The sequence below is a fragment of the Achromobacter sp. ACM05 genome (assembly GCF_019218915.1).
GTDB classification, from domain to species: Bacteria; Pseudomonadota; Gammaproteobacteria; order Burkholderiales; family Burkholderiaceae_B; genus Achromobacter; species Achromobacter animicus.
Genome location: NZ_JAHUWQ010000002.1, coordinates 1,537,483 through 1,557,073 on the forward strand (window position 1 = coordinate 1,537,483; position 19,591 = coordinate 1,557,073).

A 19,591-nucleotide genomic window follows, 5' to 3' on the forward strand; every position below is an offset into this window, starting at 1 on the left:
TTCGGGGCCGGCTTTTTATTGGCGCGTAACTTTGGCGGGCGGAATCAGGCGCCGATGAGCGCCGGCTCAGCGCCGCGGTTGTCCAGCGCGGGAGCTTCAGCGTCGATCACCCGGCCGGATTGCAGCTTGAACACCGCAACCGCGTCGCGCAGGCGCTGGGCCTGCGTTTCCAGCGATGCCGCCGAGGCCGCGGCCTCTTCGACCAGCGCCGCGTTCTGCTGCGTCACGCTGTCCATCTGCGACACGGCCTGGTTCACCTGCTCGATGCCCTGCGACTGCTCCTCGGACGCACTGGAGATCTCGTTGATGATGTCCGCCACGCGGCGCACCGACGTCACGATCTCCTGCATGGTGGCGCCGGCGGCCTCCACCTGGTCCGAACCCACCGAGACCTTCTGCACGGAGTCGTCGATCAGGCCCTTGATCTCCTTGGCGGCGGCTGCGCTGCGCTGCGCCAGCGCGCGCACTTCGCTGGCCACCACGGCGAAACCCTTGCCCTGCTCGCCCGCGCGCGCGGCTTCGACCGCGGCGTTCAGCGCCAGGATGTTGGTCTGGAAGGCAATGCCGTCGATCACGCCGACGATGTCGGAGATGCGATGCGAGCTGTCGGCAATGCCGCGCATCGTGCCGACCACGTCGCCGACCGCCTGGCCGCCGCGCGTGGCGACTTCCGATGCCGCCATCGCCAGTTGCGCCGCGCTGCGCGAGCTGTCGGCATTGTTCTTCACGGTGGAGGACAGTTCGTCCATGCTGGCGGCGGTTTCTTCCAGCGACGCGGCCTGCTGCTCGGTGCGCGAGGACAGGTCGATGTTGCCGGCGGCGATTTCGCGCGAGCCGGTGTGGATCTCTTCCACGCCCAGGCGGACGGCCGACACCGTGCGCGCCAGGCTGTCCTGCATGCGCTTGACGGCGCCGTACAGGACGCCGATCTCGTTGTTGCCGCGCTGCTCGATGCGGTTGGTCAGGTCGCCGCTGGCGATGCGGTCGAACAGGCGCCCGGCTTCATGCAACGGACGGAAGACGGCGCGGCCGAAGACCACATACAGGCCCACGACCAGCGCGGCCACCACGACCAGCAGACAGATCAGGAAGACGATCGCGGTATTGATGCGCGCGGCGGAATCGCGCGCCACGCGCTGGCCGACTTCGTCGGCGAAGTCCACATATTGCTGGTTGGCCTGGGTGAACTTGGTGCCCAGCGGGCTGACCTTTTCCTGATTGATGCGGCCGGCCTCCTTGGCGTCGCCGGCGCGAATGGCGGCGATCATCGGGCCGATGGCCTCGCGCACGTAGACGTCGTAGGCGGCCAGCGCCGCCTCGAACAGAGGCTTGCCCTGCGGCGACGTTTCCGGCAGCTTGCGCGCGGCTTCGATCTGACCGGTGGCCTTGGTGACGTAGCTGTCCATGCGCTGCATGTTGCTGGCCGTCGTGTCCAGGCTCTTGCCTTCGAGCAGCGCGCTATGCGCCGCCAGCAGCACCACACGGGCGCGCAGCAGGTCCGACGCCGCGTCGTCCAGCGAATTGGCGCGGACCAGGTTGGTGTCCAGCATCACCTCGATCGAGGTGCGGTTGGAGGTCAGTTGCTGGTAGACCGCGATGCCAGTCACCAGAAAGAGTGCAAAGAAGACGGCCAAGGCGGTCGTCAGGATTGCGCGGATACTTAAATTCTTGAACATTGAAAGCCACTCCGGGGGTTGCGTAACGCTTTCCCCTTAACGGCGCAATGCAATGAAAAGTTAAATATTTCACCGGGTTACATGCGTTGAGCGGACCGCGTGGCGGGCGGCTTGTGCGCCTGCCGCCAGAGCCCCCCCCTTCGGCAGCGGGATCATCGCCGCCGCAGCAAGGCCGTCAACGCAAAACCGCCGCGGACGAGCCGCGGCGGTTTCGGTGGCCAGGGGTTCGGGGCTTAGCCCGAAACGCTTACTTCAGCCAGGCGCGCGCGTTGCGGAAGATGCGCATCCACGGGCTGAACGCACCGCCCGAGTCCGCATTGCCCCACTTCTCGGGCGCCCACGACATCATGACGTTGCGGGTCACGCGTTCCGGGTGCGGCATCATCACCGTGAAGCGGCCGTCGGCCGTGGTGACCGAGGTCAGGCCGCCCGGGCTGCCGTTCGGGTTGAACGGATAGGCTTCGGTGGCTTGCCCATAGTTGTCGATGAAGCGCGCGCCGGCCAGCACGCGGCTGGCGTCGCCCTGCTGCGAGAAGTCGGCAAAGCCTTCGCCATGAGCCACGGCGACCGGCACGCGGGCGCCTTCCATGCCGGCAAAGAAGATCGATGGCGACTTGGCGATTTCCACCATCGACAGACGGGCTTCGTACTTTTCGGACTGGTTGCGCGTGAAGCGCGGCCAGTGCTCGGCGCCCGGGATCATGGGCGCCAGCGCGGCCATCATCTGGCAGCCGTTGCACACGCCCAGCGCGAAGGTGTCGGGACGCGCGAAGTACGCGGCGAACTGATCCGACAGCTTGCTGTTGAAGCGGATGGTGCGCGCCCAGCCTTCGCCGGCGCCCAGCACGTCGCCGTAGCTGAAGCCGCCGACGGCGACCAGGCCCTGCATCTGGGCCAGGTCCAGGCGACCGGACAGAAGGTCGGTCATGTGGACGTCGATGGCCTCGAAGCCCGAGGTATCGAAGGCCCAGGCCATTTCGACCTGGCTGTTGCAGCCCTGCTCGCGCAGGATGGCCACGCGCGGACGCTTGCCGGTATTGATGAACGGCGCGGCCACGTCCTCTTGCGGGTCGAAGGCCACGGTCGGGCTCATGCCCGGATCCTTGGTGTCGTTCCAGACGTCCAGTTCAGCCTGGGCGCACGCGGGGTTGTCGCGGCGCGCCATGATGCGGTGCGAGACTTCAGACCACGCGCGGCCCAGATCGGCGCGCGGCTGGCCCCAGACCTTGCGGCCGTCGCGGTAGAACTCGACTTCGTCGGCGCCGTTCAGGCCGCCGATGACGTGCGAGTGGGCCGACAGGCCGGCGCCGCGCAGGACCTGCATGACGGCGTCGCGCTGCGAAGCCGGCACCTGGATGACGGCGCCCGCTTCTTCCGAGAACAGGGCCTTCAGCGTCAGTTCGTCGCGCTGCACGGCGACCTGTTCCGGACGGATCTTGTAGTCGCCCCAATCGGCCGACTGCGGATCGAAGGTCAGCATGTCCAGGTTGACCGAGATGCCGGTACGGCCAGCGAAGGCCATTTCGACCAGCGTGGCGAACAGGCCGCCATCGGAACGGTCGTGATAGGACAGGATGGTGCCGGCTTCGGCCAGCGTGCGGATGGTGACGAAGAAGGCGCGCAGGTCTTGCGGCGCGTCGATGTCCGGCACGGTCTGGCCGACCTGGTTGTAGGTCTGCGCCAGGATCGAGCCGCCCATGCGGTGACGGCCGCGGCCCAAGTCGATCAGGATCAGGACGCTGTCGCCGGCGTCGGTGCGCAGTTGCGGGGTCAGGCTGGCGCGGACATCAGCAACGGGTGCGAACGCCGTGATGATCAGCGACACGGGCGCCACGACCTGGCGCTGCTCGCCGTCCTGTTCCCAGGAGGTCTTCATGGACAGGGAGTCCTTGCCGACCGGGATAGACAGGCCCGTGGCCTGGCACAGTTCGCTGACGGCGGACACGGTGTCGTACAGCGCGGCGTCTTGCCCGGCCACGCCGCAGGCGGCCATCCAGTTGGCCGACAGCTTGATGTCTTCAAGGCGCGCGACGTCGGCCGCCGCCAGGTTGGTCAGGGCTTCGGCCACGGCCATGCGGCCCGAAGCCGGGGCGTCCAGCATGGCGATGGGGGTGCGTTCGCCCATCGACATGGCTTCGCCGCGGAAGCCTTCGTAGTCGGCCAGCGTGACGGCGCAGTCGGCGACAGGCACCTGCCACGGACCGACCATCTGGTCGCGGCTGGACAGACCGCCAACGGTGCGGTCGCCGATGGTGATGAGAAAGGACTTGTTGGCCACGGTGGGGTGGCGCAGCACGCGGTAGGCGGCTTCGGTCAGGTCGATGCCGGCCAGATCCAGCGGCTCGGACACGCCGGGCAGGCGGGTGACGTCGCGCGTCATGCGCGGCGGCTTGCCCAGGATGACGTCGATGGGCACGTCCACGGGGCGCACTTCGGCGTCGCCTTGCGGGCGGATCGTGTCCAGGCCGGGCAGGCCTTCGCCGTCCACCACGCGCAGCTGGCGCTCTTCGGTGGCCACGCCCACCACCGCGTACGGGCAGCGTTCGCGGCGGGCGATGGCGTCAAAGCGTTCGAGGTCTTGCGGCAGGATCGACAGAACGTAGCGTTCCTGCGATTCGTTGCTCCAGATTTCGGCGGGCGACAGGCCCGATTCTTCGAGAGGCACGCGCTTCAGGTCGAAGATGGCGCCGCGGCCGGCGTCGTTGACCAGTTCGGGGAATGCGTTGGACAGGCCGCCCGCGCCCACGTCGTGGATCGCGATGATGGGGTTGTTTTCGGCCTGTTGCCAGCAGCGGTCGATGACCTCTTGCGCGCGACGTTCGATTTCGGGGTTGCCGCGCTGGACCGAGTCGAAGTCCAGTTCAGCCGAGTTGCTGCCCATGCTGATGCTGGAGGCGGCGCCGCCGCCCATGCCGATGCGGAAGCCCGGGCCGCCCAATTGGATCAGCAGCGCGCCGGGGGGAATCACATCCTTGTGCGTGAGGCCGGCGTCGATGCTGCCCAGGCCGCCCGCGATCATGATGGGCTTGTGATAGCCCCAGCGCGTGCCGCCGGCGGTCTGCTCGAACGAGCGGAAATAACCCAGCAGGTTGGGACGGCCGAATTCGTTGTTGAACGCGGCGCCGCCGATGGGGCCGTCGATCATGATGGACAGCGGCGAAGCGATGCGATCGGGCAGACCGTGGTGGTCGGCTTCCCAGGGTTGCAGCGCGTCGTCAAAGCGCAGGTGCGACACGGTGAAGCCCGTGAGGCCCGCCTTGGGCTTGGAGCCGCGGCCGGTGGCGCCTTCGTCGCGGATTTCGCCGCCGTTGCCGGTGGACGCACCGGGGAACGGGGCGATGGCGGTCGGGTGATTGTGCGTTTCCACCTTCATGAGCGTGTGCACGGTGGTGTCGCGGCGGATGTACTTGGCACTGTCGGCGCCCTGGCCTGCCAGGCCCGGCACGCCGGCCTGGAAGCGCTGCGCGGGGCCGCCTTCCATGATGGCGGCGTTGTCCGAGTAGGCGACGACGGTGCCTTGCGGCTGCGCCTTGTGCGTGGCGCGGATCATGCCGAACAGCGTGTTGGGCTGCGACTGGCCGTCGATGACCCATTCGGCGTTGAAGATCTTGTGGCGGCAGTGTTCGCTGTTGGCCTGCGCGAACATCATCAGCTCGACATCGGTGGGATCGCGGCCCAGATCGGTGAAGGACTTGGCCAGGTATTCGATCTCGTCGTCGGACAGGGCCAGGCCCAGCGTGGTGTTGGCTTCGACCAGCGCATCGGCGCCGCGCGTCTGGACGTCGACCGTGCGCATGGGCTTGCCGGCCAGCGGCTGGAACAGCGCTTGGCCGTCGAAGCTGGCGTCCACCACGGTTTCGGTCATGCGGTCGTGCAGGCAGTCGGCCGCGCGCGCCAGCATGGCTTCGTCGAGCGACTTGGCGCCGAGCAGGCCGCGTTCGGGCGTAATGACATAGCGCACGCCGCGTTCAATGCGATGCACCGACGACAGGCCGCAGTTGTGGGCGATGTCGGTGGCCTTGCTGGCCCAGGGGGAGATCGTGCCGAGGCGCGGGATGACCAGCAGCGAGACGCTCTTGGCGGGCGCGTCACCCGTGGCGGGCGTACCGTAGTCGAGCAGTTGCGACAGTTGCTGCTGCTGTTCGGCCGTCAGGGCGGCGTCGGTGCTGACGAAGTGCTCGTAGCGGGCGGATATGTCGGCCACCGGCAGGCCGGCTTCCTTCAATTGCGCCAGAAGGCGATCACGTCGAAAGGAGGACAGGACGGAGGAACCAGGCAGATGCTGAACTAGGGACACGATGCGGGCGCCGTATAAAGAGGGGTGCAAAGCAGGGATTTTACCCGTTTAAGGGGTTTTCCCGGAGCCGAAGTTCGCGGCGGGTTCCAGCGGTCCGATTTGATCATTGTTACAAAAGAATTCCGCACACCGCGCACTGGCATGGTGCAAAGCAATATCGTCGGTGCTACGGGACGGAAGGCGGCCCTTTGCCCTCCCAGCGGCGTTCCCGCCCCGCCACGTTGATGCGGCGCAGCATGTTGCTTCGACCCCGCATTGCGGGAAAACACGAAGACCTGGCCCGGCAGCGCAACGGTAGGATGCAGCGACCCTTCCAACAAGAAAAGCGCCTTTCGGCGCCCGCTGGCCGCTGCCTCACATGTCCCGCCCCGAAGCCCCCGCCGAGCCCGTAGAACCGATCATCCCCGTAGAAGCACATCCCGCCGTGAAGGTGCCGCTGGCCGTCGAGGACTGGCTGGCCGTGATCCTGCTGGCGACGTTGGCCATCATCACTTTCCTGAATGTGCTGGTGCGCTACTTCACCGATCAGTCGTTCGCCTGGACGGAAGAGATTTCCGTGTTCCTCTTGATCGTGCTGACGATGGCGGGCGGCAGTGTGGCGTTCGTGCGCAATCATCACATTCGCATCGAGATCCTGGCGGACTCGGGCTCGCCGCGCCGCCAGCGCATCATGGCGCTGATCTCGAACGGCTGCGTGCTGGGATTCTTCGTGCTGCTGACCGTGCTGTCGGTCAAACTGGTTTACGACGAATACATCTACGAGGAAACCTCGCCGGCCATCGGCGTGCCGACCTGGTGGTATTCGATCTGGCTGCCGGTGATGGCCGCCGCGATTTCGCTGCGCACGCTCGGCACGCTGCGCCGCCTCGTGCGCGCGCCGGGCCAGGAAGCCCAGCGATGATCGCCGCCATTCTCTTTACCGTCTTCATCGTCCTGATGATCATCGGCGTGCCCGTCGGGGTCGCGCTGGGCATCGGCGGCACGGTGGCGATCGTGCTGACCAACCTGGACACGCCCTGGTATGGCCTGCTGACGGTGCCGCAAAACTTCTATGCCGGGCTGGCGAAGTACCCGCTGCTGGCGATTCCGATGTTCGTGCTGGTGGGTTCCATCTTCGACCGCTCGGGCGTGGCCAAGCGGCTGGTGGACTTTGCGATTGCCATCGTCGGACGCGGTCCGGGCATGCTGCCGCTGGTGTCGATTGCGGTGGCCATGTTTCTGGGCGGCATCTCGGGCTCGGGACCGGCCTGCGCCGCGGCCGTGGGCGCGGTGATGATCACCGCGATGTCGCGCGCCGGCTATCCGGGATCGTTCTCGGCGTCCGTGGTGGCCGCCGGCGCCGCCACCGATATCCTGATCCCGCCGTCCGTGGCCTTCATCATCTATTCCGTGCTGGTGCCGGGCGCATCGGTGCCCGCGCTGTTTGCGGCCGGCATGATCCCGGGCATCCTGGCTGGCTTTGCGCTGATTATTCCTGCCGTGTGGCTGAGCCGCAAGTACAAGATGGGCGCGCTGGAAGCGCACCTGCCCCGCCCGCCGTTCTGGAAGAGCCTGCGCGAAGCGTCCTGGGGGCTGGCGGCCCCCGTGCTGATCCTGGGCGGCATGCGGATGGGCTGGTTCACGCCGACCGAGGCCGCCGTCGTCGCGGTGTTCTATGGCCTGTTCGTGGGCGGCTTCATCCACCGCACCATCAAGTTCCGCGACCTCTACAAAATCCTGCGCGAAGCCGCCGAGCTGTCCGCCGTGATCATGCTGGTGGTGACGCTGGCCGGGATCTTTGCGTGGGCCCTGTCGACGCTGAGCGTGATCGACCCGATCACGCATGCCATCGTCAATTCCGGCCTGGGCGAATGGGGCGTGCTGGCGCTGCTGATCCTGCTGCTGATGACCGTGGGCATGTTCCTGGACGGCATCTCCATCTTTCTGATTTTTGTGCCGCTGCTCATGCCGATCGCCAATGCCTACGGCTGGGATCCGGTGTGGTTTGGCGTGATCCTGACCTTGAAGGTGGCGCTGGGCCAGTTCACCCCGCCGCTGGCCGTGAACCTGATGGTGTCGTGCCGCATCGCGCGCGTGCCGATGGAATCGACCGTGCGCTGGGTGGTGTGGCTGCTGGGCGCGATGTTCATGGTGCTGGTCGCGGTGCTGGTGTTTCCCGAACTGGCGCTGTGGCTGCCGCGCAAGCTGGGTTATTGAGAGAGGCTGGACGGGGCCGGCCCGGCAAGGGTTCCCGGCCATGGATGACAACAACAGAAAGACTCGCAGAGAGAGGAGACGCAACATGAAATTCCGCAACCTGATCGGCGCCGCGCTGTGCGCGGCAGCCGTGGTGGGCATGGCGCCCGTGCATGCGCAGAACTACAAGCCCGAGTACAAGCTCTCCATCGTCGTGGGCACCACGTTCCCGTGGGGCCAGGGCGCCGAGATCTGGTCGAACCTGGTGCGCGAGCGCACCGAAGGCCGCATCAACATCAAGGTCTACCCCGGCACCTCGCTGGTACAGGGCGACCAGACCCGCGAGTTCACGGCGATCCGCCAGGGCGTGATCGACATGGCCGTGGGCTCGACCATCAACTGGTCGCCGCAGGTCAAGCAGCTGAACCTGTTCTCCCTGCCCTTCCTGATGCCCGACTACGCCGCCATCGACGCGCTGGTGCAAGGCGACGTGGGCAAGGACATGTTCAAGCTCATCGAAAAGGCCGGCGTGGTGCCGCTGGCCTGGGGCGAAAACGGCTACCGCCAGGTCAGCAACTCCAAGCGTGAGATCAAGCGGCCCGAGGACATGAAGGGCATGAAGCTGCGCGTCGTCGGGTCGCCGCTGTACATCGACACGTTCACCGCACTGGGCGCCAATCCCACGCAGATGAGCTGGGCGGACGCGCAACCCGCGCTGGCCAGCGGCGCGGTCGACGGCCAGGAGAATCCGCTGTCGATCTACACGGGCTCCAAGCTCTACACCGTGGGTCAGAAGTACCTGACGTTGTGGAACTACGTGGCCGATCCGCTGATCTTCGTGGTCAACCGCGAAGTCTGGAATTCCTGGTCGGAAAAGGACCGCGACATCGTGCGCCAGGCCGCGCTGGACGCCGGCAAGCAGCAGATCGTGATCGCGCGCAAGGGCGTCACGCCCGAAGACCCGTCGCTGCTCAAGGAAATCGCCGGCCACGGCGTCACCGTGACGACGCTGTCGCAGGCCGATCACGACGCGTTCGTGAAGGCCACCAAGCCGGTCTATGAAAAGTGGAAGAAGCAGATCGGCGAGGACCTGGTCAACAAGGCCGAAAAGTCGATCGCAGAACGCAAGAAGTAAACGGCAAGAAGCAAACCGCGAAAGTTTCGCAGCAAGCCCCAGGGGAACCGGCGGCGCAAGCCGCCAACCGAGGCAGGGACGCTAGAATCCCGCCCACCAAACGGGCGCCGGCCACAACCGGCGCCCGTTATCTTTTTGGGCGTCTGACTTCCCTATTCCGGATAGCTGACTTCCAGAATATCCAGCTCATCGATGCCGGCCGGCGTGCGCAGCACCACCGTGTCGCCTTCCCGCGCCTTGATCAGCGCGCGCGCCACCGGCGAGATCCAGCTGATCTTGCCGGCCAGGGGTTCGGCCTCGTCCACGCCGACGATGGTGACGGTGTGTTCCTCGCCGGCCTTGTCCACGTAGACGACCGTGGCGCCAAAGAACGCCTGGTCGCGGTTGGGTTGGGCCTTGGGGTCCACGACTTCGGCAATATCCAGCCGCTTGGTCAGGAACCGCATGCGGCGGTCGATCTCGCGCAGGCGCTTCTTGCCGTAAAGGTAGTCGCCGTTTTCCGAGCGGTCGCCGTTGGACGCGGCCCACGACACCACCTGCACGACGGCCGGACGTTCCACGTTCATAAGCTGGGTCAGTTCGCCACGCAGGCGCTCGTAACCCTCGGGCGTCATGTAGTTCTTGGTGCCGGCCGGCAACGCTTGGGCCTGCGGCAGATCGTCGTCGTCCTCGTGGTCGGACTCTTTAACAAAGGCTTTATTCATGGCGGTTGCATCGCGATGGCGCGATCACTGTCGAAGCTTTCGGAATGAGCGGCGCAGGCCGCCCGCGTCAGAACCAGTCGTGCCAGACCGGCTTCAGGTCGGATGGCAGCGGCGGCAGTTGGCCCAGGTCCATCCGGCTTTCCTTGGGACTGTGGAAGTCCGACCCGCGCGAGGCCAAAAAGCCGTAGCGGCGCGCCACCTCGGCGTACTGGCGGGCTTCTTCCACGGTGTGGCTGCCCGTGTTGACCTCGATGCCCACGCCACCCAATTGCAGGAATTCGTCGAACAGCGCGGCAAACTGCAGGGGCGTGTACTTGTAGCGGCCCGGGTGGGCGATGACGGCCTGGCCGCCCGCGCCGCGGATCCAGCCCACGGCGTCGGCCAGCGTGGCCCATTGCATGGGCACATGGCCGGGGCAGTCGTCGCCCAGATGCTTGTTGAAAACGGTTTGCACGTCGGGGCAATAACCGGCTTGCACCAGGTATCGCGCAAAGTGCGTGCGGCTGATCAGTTCGGGGTTGCCGGCAAACGGCAGCGCGCCTTCGTAGGCGCCGGGCATGCCCATGTCTGCCAGGCGGTCGCCGATGCGCTTGGCGCGGGCCGCGCGTCCCGAGCGGGTCTTGCGCAGGCCTTCGACCAGCGCCGCGTTGGTGGGATCAAAGCGCAGGCCGACGATATGCACGGTCAGGCCGGCCCACGTGACGGAGACTTCGACGCCGGTGGCAAAGCGCATGCCCAGCTCTTCTGCTGCAGCGGAAGCTTCGGCGATGCCGCCCACCTCGTCGTGATCGGTCAGTGCCCAGACATCGACGCCATTGGCGAACGCCCGCTGCGCCACGTCCCGGGGCGCGAGCGCGCCGTCCGAAACGGTGGAATGGCAATGCAGGTCGATGTTCAGGGTGGGCGATTTCATCCGGCTATTGTAGAGAAGGCCCGGCGGCACGCCTAGCGCGGTGCCGTCCCCACATTGCCGCCCGTCCGGTCAGGACAGCAGAAAATCCGCCACTGGATTGACCTGATCGTCCGCGATCAGCGTGGGCGCGTGTCCCACGCCCGGCACCTCAAGCGCCTGTGCACGCGGATTGCGCTGGCGCATTTCTTCGACGGTGGCGCGCGTCAACAGGTCGGACAGTTCGCCGCGCACAATCAGGATCGGGCAGTCCAGCGCGTCATACGACCGCCACAGGATCTGCTCGCCCGCCGCCAGTTCTTCGGGCGTCTGGGCCGCCAGCGCCTGCGCGATTGCCAGGTCGTAGTGCTTAACCCACTTGTCGCCCTGCTGCGGGTACAGGTATTTGGCCAGTTCTGCCCATTGGGCGTCGGTATGCGGACCGAAGGTTTCCGAATTGGCGCGCATCGTCGCCACGGCCTCTTCGAAGGTGGCGAATTCACCAGGCGCGCCCACGTACTGGCCGATGCGCGACAGGGCGCCGTTTTCCAGACGCGGGCCCACGTCGTTGAGCACCAGTTTGTCCAGGCGCAGCCCCTGGTCAGGCGGCAGCATGCCGGCATGCGGGCGCATTGCCAGCATGGCCTTGGCGAACGCGGCGGCGCCTGACAACGCCATGCCGATCAACCCGCCCATCGACGTGCCGACCCACGACAGGCTGGCCGGGCGAAGGCGCGCGATGAGCGTCACCATGTCGGACACGTACTGGGGCACGGTGTAGAACGCCGGATTGACCAGCCAATCCGACCGGCCGCGGCCGACCACGTCGGGGCAGACCACGCGGTACGCGCCCGCCAGCCGGCGCGCCAGCGCATCAAAGTCGCGCCCGCTGCGGGTCAGGCCGTGCACGCAGAGCAGCACGCGGTCATTGGCGGGATCGCCCCATTCCCAATAGGCCATGCGGTGCAGGCCCGCCGGGCTGGCGCACGTGACGAATTCCAAACGGGGTTCCAGGCTGGCATCCACTTCGATAGGCTCCACGATCGGCGCGCGCCGGCACGGCTGCGCCACTTTGGCCGCTATCTTATCGGTTATGCAACGCCGGTGCGGCCTGCTCTGGACTATCCCGGCGGTCGTGGCTACGATCCTTGCATTCTCCGAGCGCCCGTCCTTCGCCTGCTTTTCGCCCGGCCCGCCGCGCATTGCCGTTGGCTATGGGCCCGATGCAATCATTAAATTGGAGTTGCATAACTTTCAAGGCGCACAGTAAAAAGCTTCAGGCATTGCCAGATCAGTCATCCCAAAATTGATATGGAGTCCGTATGCAGCAAAGCAGTCCCATCACCCCGCTGACCGAGCAGCCTGCCGGTCAACCCAGCGTCATTTCCCCTCCCCCCGCCCCCCCGAAAATCCTGCAGGACCTGATGGCGCGTGCCGACGTGCAGATCAACGGTTCGCGGCCCTGGGACATGCAGGTGCATGACAAGCATATGTACGAGCGGGTGTTCGCCAGCTGGTCGTTGGGGCTGGGCGAGTCGTACATGGACGGCGAGTGGGACTGCGACCAATTGGACGAGCTCTTCACCCGCCTGCTGCGTGCCGACATGGGATCGGCGGCGCTGGGCGTGGCGCGCATCAAGCTGATTGCCGAGCACCTGCGCCACAAGCTGTTCAATCTTCAGTCCAAGCATCGGGCGTTTGAAGTCGGTGAGCAGCATTACGACGCCGGCAACGACGTGTTCGAGGCGATGCTGGACAGCCGGATGATCTACTCCTGCGCGTATTGGGAACACGCCCAGACGCTGGAGGAGGCACAGGTCGCCAAGCTGGACATGATCTGCCGCAAGCTGCAATTGAAGGAAGGCGAGACGCTCTTGGACATCGGCTGCGGCTGGGGCGGACTGGCCAAGTTCGCGGCGGAGCGCTACGGCGTCAAGGTCACGGGCGTGACCGTATCCAAGGAGCAACTGGCCCTGGCGCAGGAACGCGTCAAAGGCCTGCCCGTGGAGCTGCTGCTGCAGGACTACCGCGATCTGCAAGGCCGCTTCGACAAGGTGGTGTCGGTCGGGATGTTCGAGCACGTCGGGCCGAAGAATTACGACACGTACTTCACCAACGTGCAGCGGCTGATGGCGCCCGAAGGCATTTTCCTGCTGCACACCATCGGTATCGCGGCCACCAGCCAGAGCACCGATCCGTGGATCGACCGCTACGTGTTTCCCAACGGCAAGCTGCCGTCGGCGCGCGAAATCGCGACGGCCGTCGAAGGCCGGTTCATCGTCGAGGACTGGCACAACTTCGGGGCGGACTACGACCGCACGCTGATGGCATGGTGGGACCGCTTCGAGCAGGCCTGGCCCACGCTGGAGTCGCGCTACGGCACCCGCTTCTACCGGATGTGGAAGTACTACCTGATGTGCTGCGCGGGCTTTTTCCGGTCGCGCGAAGGGCAGCTTTGGCAGGTGATTCTGACGCATCCGCAGCGTCAGGAGACGTACCGGTCGCTGCGTTAAACCCGCCGTATTCGCGCGTGCCCAGGCAAGCCGCCCCCTGACCGGGCGGCTTGTTGTCATTGGCGGAGGGCTATCGCGCCGCCCCCGCCTCTTCCCGGATCATGTCCGCCGCGCGCTCCGCAATCATGATCGTCGGCGAATTGGTGTTGCCCGAGGTGATGCGCGGCATGATCGACGCGTCGGCGATGCGCAGGCCTTGCAGCCCATGCACGCGCAGCCGCGCGTCCACCACCGCGCCGCTGTCGGCGTCCCGGCCCATCGCGCAGGTACCCACCGGGTGGAAGATGGTGGTGCCGATCTTGCCCGCCGCCTGGCGCAATTCTTCTTCGGTCTGGAATGCCGGTCCCGGCAGCCATTCGTCCGGCCGGTATCGCTGCAAGGCGGGCGCGGCGGCAATGCGGCGCACCAGGCGAATGGAATTGGTAGCCACGCGCAGGTCGTCGTCGGTGCTCAGGTAGTTGGGGCGGATGAGGGGGGCTTCGCTGCCCTTCTGCCCCGCCGGTCCTTGCGCGTGCACGCTGCCGCGCGACGTGGGGCGCAGGTTGCAGACACTGGCGGTGAAGGCGTCGAAACCATGCAGGGGTTCGCCGAACGCCCCCAACGACAGCGGCTGCACGTGGAATTCGACGTTGGCGCGGTCCTGGCCGGGATCGGATTTGGCGAACAGGCCCAATTGCGACGGCGCCATGCTCATCGGACCGCTGCGGCTCACCAGATACTCCAGCCCGATGCCCGCCCTGCCCAGCCACGTGGACGCGATACGGTTCAGCGTCTTGACGCCGTTCACCTTGATGATGACGCGCAATTGCAGATGGTCCTGCAGGTTCTCGCCCACGCCGGGCAAGGCGTGGCGCAGCGTGATGCCGGCTTCGCGCAGGCGCGCGGGCTCGCCGATGCCGGAGACTTCCAGGAGGTGCGGCGAGTTCACCGCGCCGGCCGCCAGCACCACTTCGCGCCGCGCGCGCAACGACGTCGCGCGGCCGTTCTGGTTGACGCGCACGCCGACGCAGTGCTTTTCATCGAATTCAAGCTGTTCGGCCAGCGCGCCCGTCATCACATGCAGGTTCGGGCGCTTGCGCACCGGCCGCAGAAACGCCTTGGACGTATTCCAGCGCCAGCCGCTGCGCTGGTTGACCTCGAAATAGCCGCTGCCGAAATTGTCGCCGCGGTTGAAATCCTGCACGCGCGGGATGCCTTCCTGTTCGGCCGCCGAAGCGAAGGCTTCCAGGATGTCCCAGCGCAGGCGCTGCGACTCCACGCGCCATTCGCCGCCCGCGCCGTGGAATTCATCAGCGCCCCGGTGATAGTCCTCGCTGCGCTTGAAGACCGGCAACACCTGATCCCAGCTCCAGGCCGCGTCGCCCGACAGCGCGGCCCAGTCCTCGTAGTCCTGCTTCTGGCCACGCATGTAGATCATGCCGTTGATGGACGAACATCCGCCCAGCACGCGGCCACGCGGATAGATGAGCGAGCGCCCGCCCAGCCCCGGCTCTTCGGCCGTCCGGTACATCCAGTCCGTGCGCGGGTTGCCGATGCAGTGCAGGTAACCGACGGGGATATGAATCCAGTGATAGTTGTCGCGCCCGCCGGCTTCCAGCAGCAGCACCTGCAGGGCAGGGTCGCGGCTCAGGCGGTTGGCCAGCACGCAGCCGGCCGAACCCGCGCCTACGATGATGTAGTCGTATGTCTCCATAAGCTCTTCTTATCAAGTCGCGGGTCCAAATCGAACGCCGCCACGGTGAGCCGCCCCGGCTACGACGTTGGACGCGCGCCGGGAATCTGGCAAGACTCTGGCGCAGGACGGGGCGGCTGTCCAATGAAATGTTGAAAAGGGGATTATTAGCGTCTCTAATAATGCTCGGCAGTTTCCACGCTTGGTCGGGTGCGGGTGGGTGTCAGACACCCCTGATTTTGTAGGACTGAATGAGGTGTCTGACACCACCGGTTTTGTAGGACGAAATGAGGTGTCCGACACCCTCCAACGCGATTTCCGGGAGCATCCATGGACCTGAAGCACATCCGCACGTTTGCCGCCGTCGCGCGCGAAGGTAATTTGACGCGCGCGGCCGAGCATCTGCATTTGACACAGCCTGCGCTCAGCCTGCATCTCAAAAATTTTCAGGAATCGCTGGACCTGACGCTGTTTGCGCGGACGGCGCAGGGGTTGGCGCCTAACGCGGATGGACGGGCGCTGTTGCCGTCGGCGCAGCGGGTGTTGGACGCGCTGGATGACTTTCAGCGCGCCATCGGCGCGTTGCGCGATACGGTGCAGGGCGAACTGCGCATCGGGACGATCCTGGACCCGGAATTCCTGCGGCTGGGCGCCACGCTGCAGTATCTGGTCGAGCATTACCCGAAGATCCGCCCCACCCTGCGGCACGGCATGTCCGGATCGGTCGGCCGGCAAGTGCGCGCCGGAGAATTGGACGTGGGGTTCTTTCTGGGGCCACACGCCCGGGACGGCAGCCAGCCCTCCGGCCTGCACGCCCAACCGCTTGCTTCCTTTTCCTATTACGTCGTCGCCCCAAAAAGCTGGAGCGCGCAGGTCGCGGGACGGGGCTGGGCGGAAATCGCCGCGTTGCCGTGGATCTGGACCCCGCCGGATTCAGTCCACCACCGCCTGCTGTCCGACAAGTTCGACGCCCTGGGCATTACGCCGCACGCGGTGGCCGAGGTCGATCAGGAGGCTTCGATGCTGGATCTGGTGCGCTCGGGCGTGGGCCTGTCCCTCGCGCGAGACGCCATCGCGCTGCGCGAATCGCAATCCAGCGGCCTGCAGCTCGTGAAAGGCCTGTCGATCCAGGCAGAGCTGTCCTTCATCACCCAGGCGGCGCGGCGCGACAATCCGCTCGTCGCGGCCGCCTTTGCCGCGGTGCAGGCGGCATTCGCCTGATTCGGCTGTCGGCCGCCGCACGTCCCAACAGCCATCCATGCTGCGCTGCGCCAAACGGGTGCAGGGCGCACACGGATATGCACCGATACGAAGCATGCGCGCGGATCCGCGCAGATCGGCCGCTGCCCCTCATCGCGCCTTCGCAACGCCCTCCTTCCCTATGAATCGCAAGGGAATTTCCCCCGACACATCGCGCCTCGACATACCTGGCATGGACTTTGCTTAATTGCCTATGTGCGGGTGCAAACCCGGCAAGACAACGTGAGCAGTACCGGCAATGGCGCCCCGACCGAAAGGTCCAGGGCGCCGTTTGTCTTTTGAAACCGAAAATCCAAGCCTGGGGAAATCCCATGAATGCAGCGGCCACCTCCGATTCCTTGCAGACGCTGATTGTCATCGGCAACGGCATGGTGGGCCATCATTGCGTCGAGCAATTGATCGCCCGCGGCGCCCTCGAGCGCTATCGCATCACCATCTTTGGCGAAGAAACCCGCCGCGCCTATGACCGCGTCCATCTGTCCGAGTACCTGAACGGGCGCGACGCCGAGTCGATGGCGCTGGGCGAGGCCTCGCTGTATGAGCAGGACGGCGTGACGCTGCGCCTGGGCGAGCCCGTGCTGGACATCGACAGCCACGCCCGGGAAGTCATCACCGCCAATGGCCGCTTCGCCTATGACAAGCTGGTGCTGGCGACGGGCTCCTATCCCTTCGTGCCGCCCATCGCGGGCGCCGAGGGCAATTCGCGCCTGGTGTATCGCAGCATCGACGACCTGGACCTGATCCGCGAAGCCGCCAGCGGCGCGCGGCGCGGCGTGGTTGTCGGCGGCGGGCTGTTGGGGCTGGAAGCCGCCAATGCGCTCAAGTCGCTGAATCTGGAAGCGCACGTGGTCGAATTCGCGCCGCGCCTGATGCCGGTGCAATTGGACGAGGCCGGCGGCGCGGCGCTGAAGGCGCGCATCGAGGCGCTGGGCGTGGGCGTGCACCTGTCGCGCGCCACGCAGGACATCAAGCCGGGCACGCAATACCGCTACCGCATGCGCTTTGCCGAAGGCGCCCCGCTGGAAACCGACCTGATCGTGTTCTCGGCCGGGATCCGTCCGCAGGTGTTCCTGGCGCGCAAGGCCGGGCTGGCGCTGGCCGAGCGCGGCGGTGTCGCCATCGACGACCGCTGCCGCAGCAGCGACGAACACATCTACGCCATCGGCGAATGCGCGTCGTGGAACGGCACGGTGTTCGGTCTGGTTGCCCCCGGCTACCAGATGGCCCGCATCGTGGCGGCCGAACTGTGCGGCGCGCCGGAACAGGCGTTTTCGGGCGCCGACATGTCCACGAAGCTCAAGCTGTTGGGCGTGGACGTGGGGTCGATTGGCGACGCGCACGGGGCCACGCCCGGCTCGCGCAGCTACCGTTTCATCGATGAGGCCGGCTCCAGCTACCGCCGCCTGGTGATCTCCGAGGACGGCAAGCGTGTCCTGGGCGCGGTGCTGGTGGGCGACAACAGCTACTACGACACGCTGCTGCAATACACCCAGAACGGCATCGCACCGCCCGCCGATCCGTCCAGCCTGATCCTGCCGCAAGGCCAGGCCGCGCCGCTGCTGGGCGTGGACGCCCTGCCCGCCACCGCCACGATCTGCTCCTGCCACAACGTCAGCAAGGGCGCCGTCTGCGACGCCATCGACGGCGGCTGTACGGACCTGGCGGGCGTCAAGGCCTGCACCAAGGCGGCCTCGGGCTGCGGCGGCTGCGCGGGCCTGCTCAAGCAGGTGGTCGAACACGAACTGGCCAGCCGCGGCGTCGTGGTGGACAAGAGCCTGTGCGAGCACTTTGGCTACACCCGCCAGGAGCTGTACGCGATCGTGCGCGTGAGCGGCGCCGAGACCTTCGAAGAAATCCTGGCCAGCCACGGCCGTGGCCACGTCGGCTGCGAGATCTGCAAGCCCGCCATCGGCTCGATCCTCGCGTCCTGCTGGAACCGGCCCATCCAGGACCCGCACCTGGTGCCGCTGCAGGACACCAACGACACCTTCATGGCCAACATGCAGAAGAACGGCACCTATTCGGTGGTGCCGCGCATGCCGGCCGGCGAAGTCACGCCGGACGGCCTGATCGCCGTCGGCATGGTCGCCAAGAAATACAACCTGTACGTCAAGGTGACGGGCGGCCAGCGCATCGACCTGTTCGGCGCGCAACTGCACGAGCTGCCCGGCATCTGGTCGGAACTCATCGCCGCCGGCTTCGAGACGGGCCACGCCTACGGCAAGTCCACCCGCACCGTGAAGTCCTGCGTCGGCAGCACCTGGTGCCGCTTCGGCGTGCAGGACAGCGTGAAGATGGCGCTGGACATCGAGCACCGCTACAAAGGCCTGCGCGCCCCGCACAAGCTGAAGTTCGCCGTGTCCGGCTGCACCCGCGAATGCGCCGAAGCGCAAAGCAAGGACATCGGCGTCATCGCCACCGAGAACGGCTGGAACCTGTACGTGTGCGGCAACGGCGGCATGCGTCCGCGCCATGCCGAGCTCTTTGCCACCGACCTGGACGACGCCACCCTCATCCGCTACATCGACCGCCTCTTGATGTTCTACATCCGCACGGCTGACAAGCTGCAGCGCACGTCGGTGTGGCGCGAGTCGCTGGAAGGCGGCCTGGACTATCTGAAGGCGGTCGTGATCGACGACAGCCTGGGCCTGGGCGCCGAGCTTGAAGCGCAGATGCAACTGGTGGTGGACCGCTACGAATGCGAATGGGCCAACGCCCTCAGCGACCCTGAAAAGCTCAAGCGCTTTCGCACCTTCGTCAACGACAGCCAGGGCGACCCCGACATCCAGTTCGTTCAGGAACGCGGCCAGCCCCGTCCGGCCCCGGCGCGCGCCGTCCAGCGCGTCATCCCGATTGCCGAGGAGATCGTCTGATGGCCGCCCTGCCCAACACCCACCCCGCCTGGCGCCACGCGTGCAACCGCCAGGACCTCGTCGCCAACTCCGGCGTCGTCGCCCTGGTCGACGGCGCGCAAGTCGCGCTGTTCTACCTGCCCGACGCCGAGGGTCAGACCTTGTACGCCGTGTCGAACCGCGACCCGAAGTCCGGCGCCAACGTCATCGGCCGTGGAATCGTGGGCCAGCTGGCCGGCGACCTGGTGGTGGCGTCCCCGCTCTACAAGCAGCACTTCCGGCTGGCGGACGGCAGCTGCGTGCAATTTCCCGAGCAGCGCCTGCAGACCTGGCAGGTGCGCTTGAACGGCGACGCGGTCGAAATCGCCTGACGGCCGCCGCAAACGTATTCATCACATCAGCACAGCAACAGGAAACA

At 66.3% G+C, this 19,591-nt stretch carries 13 protein-coding genes; 7 read left to right on the plus strand and 6 right to left on the minus strand.

The window, feature by feature from the left end:
* Nucleotides 1-44: 44 nt before the first annotated feature.
* Both KW836_RS18000 and purL read right to left on the minus strand, forming a co-directional pair.
* Nucleotides 45-1,676, minus strand: coding sequence for a methyl-accepting chemotaxis protein (locus tag KW836_RS18000; RefSeq protein WP_175121145.1), 1,632 nt, complete (start codon nucleotides 1,674-1,676; stop codon nucleotides 45-47).
* A 247-nt stretch (nucleotides 1,677-1,923) separates the two neighbouring features.
* Nucleotides 1,924-5,973, minus strand: coding sequence for a phosphoribosylformylglycinamidine synthase (gene purL, locus KW836_RS18005; protein ID WP_175136178.1), 4,050 nt, complete (start codon nucleotides 5,971-5,973; stop codon nucleotides 1,924-1,926).
* A 358-nt stretch (nucleotides 5,974-6,331) separates the two neighbouring features.
* On the opposite strand from purL, the gene KW836_RS18010 reads away from it, so the two are divergent.
* The 3 genes from KW836_RS18010 to KW836_RS18020 all read left to right on the plus strand — a co-directional run bounded on the left by KW836_RS18010 (nucleotide 6,332) and on the right by KW836_RS18020 (nucleotide 9,283).
* Nucleotides 6,332-6,874 (plus strand): TRAP transporter small permease, encoded by a 543-nt coding sequence (locus KW836_RS18010; protein ID WP_218344221.1) that lies wholly within the window; start codon nucleotides 6,332-6,334, stop codon nucleotides 6,872-6,874.
* The gene (locus KW836_RS18015; protein ID WP_056562218.1) at nucleotides 6,871-8,169 is read left to right on the plus strand and encodes a TRAP transporter large permease; all 1,299 of its coding nucleotides are present in this window, start codon (nucleotides 6,871-6,873) and stop codon (nucleotides 8,167-8,169) included. Before KW836_RS18010 ends, KW836_RS18015 begins: the two co-directional genes overlap by 4 nt.
* A gap of 85 nt (nucleotides 8,170-8,254) precedes the next feature.
* Nucleotides 8,255-9,283 (plus strand): DctP family TRAP transporter solute-binding subunit, encoded by a 1,029-nt coding sequence (locus KW836_RS18020; protein WP_218344222.1) that lies wholly within the window; start codon nucleotides 8,255-8,257, stop codon nucleotides 9,281-9,283.
* Nucleotides 9,284-9,435: 152 nt separating this feature from the next.
* On the opposite strand, the gene greB is transcribed toward KW836_RS18020, so the two are convergent.
* From greB to KW836_RS18035, 3 genes are all read right to left on the minus strand, one after another.
* Nucleotides 9,436-9,987, minus strand: coding sequence for a transcription elongation factor GreB (gene greB, locus KW836_RS18025; RefSeq protein ID WP_056319052.1), 552 nt, complete (start codon nucleotides 9,985-9,987; stop codon nucleotides 9,436-9,438).
* A 67-nt stretch (nucleotides 9,988-10,054) separates the two neighbouring features.
* Nucleotides 10,055-10,900: a 3',5'-nucleoside bisphosphate phosphatase gene (locus KW836_RS18030; RefSeq protein ID WP_175121140.1), complete on the minus strand. Its 846-nt coding sequence runs from the start codon at nucleotides 10,898-10,900 to the stop codon at nucleotides 10,055-10,057.
* A 69-nt stretch (nucleotides 10,901-10,969) separates the two neighbouring features.
* Nucleotides 10,970-11,902, minus strand: a complete 933-nt coding sequence (locus tag KW836_RS18035; RefSeq protein ID WP_218344319.1) for an alpha/beta fold hydrolase — start codon at nucleotides 11,900-11,902, stop codon at nucleotides 10,970-10,972.
* Between the two features lie 296 nt (nucleotides 11,903-12,198).
* Here KW836_RS18035 and cfa point away from each other — a divergent pair, with 296 nt between their 5' ends.
* Nucleotides 12,199-13,389 (plus strand): cyclopropane fatty acyl phospholipid synthase, encoded by a 1,191-nt coding sequence (cfa, locus tag KW836_RS18040; protein ID WP_218344223.1) that lies wholly within the window; start codon nucleotides 12,199-12,201, stop codon nucleotides 13,387-13,389.
* A 70-nt stretch (nucleotides 13,390-13,459) separates the two neighbouring features.
* Here cfa and KW836_RS18045 read toward each other — a convergent pair whose 3' ends face one another.
* Complete coding sequence (locus KW836_RS18045; RefSeq protein WP_218344224.1) at nucleotides 13,460-15,082, minus strand: GMC family oxidoreductase; 1,623 nt, start codon at nucleotides 15,080-15,082, stop codon at nucleotides 13,460-13,462.
* Between the two features lie 309 nt (nucleotides 15,083-15,391).
* Between KW836_RS18045 and KW836_RS18050 the strand changes: the two genes are divergently transcribed.
* From KW836_RS18050 to nirD, 3 genes are all read left to right on the plus strand, one after another.
* Entirely contained in the window at nucleotides 15,392-16,282 is an 891-nt protein-coding gene (locus KW836_RS18050) for a LysR family transcriptional regulator (protein ID WP_218344225.1), read from the plus strand.
* Nucleotides 16,283-16,632: 350 nt separating this feature from the next.
* Complete coding sequence (gene nirB, locus KW836_RS18055) at nucleotides 16,633-19,194, plus strand: nitrite reductase large subunit NirB (protein ID WP_218344226.1); 2,562 nt, start codon at nucleotides 16,633-16,635, stop codon at nucleotides 19,192-19,194.
* Nucleotides 19,194-19,544 carry a nitrite reductase small subunit NirD gene (gene nirD, locus KW836_RS18060; RefSeq protein WP_175138311.1) on the plus strand — a complete coding sequence of 117 codons (351 nt, stop codon included), beginning with the start codon at nucleotides 19,194-19,196 and terminating at the stop codon, nucleotides 19,542-19,544. Before nirB ends, nirD begins: the two co-directional genes overlap by 1 nt.
* Nucleotides 19,545-19,591: the final 47 nt, after the last annotated feature.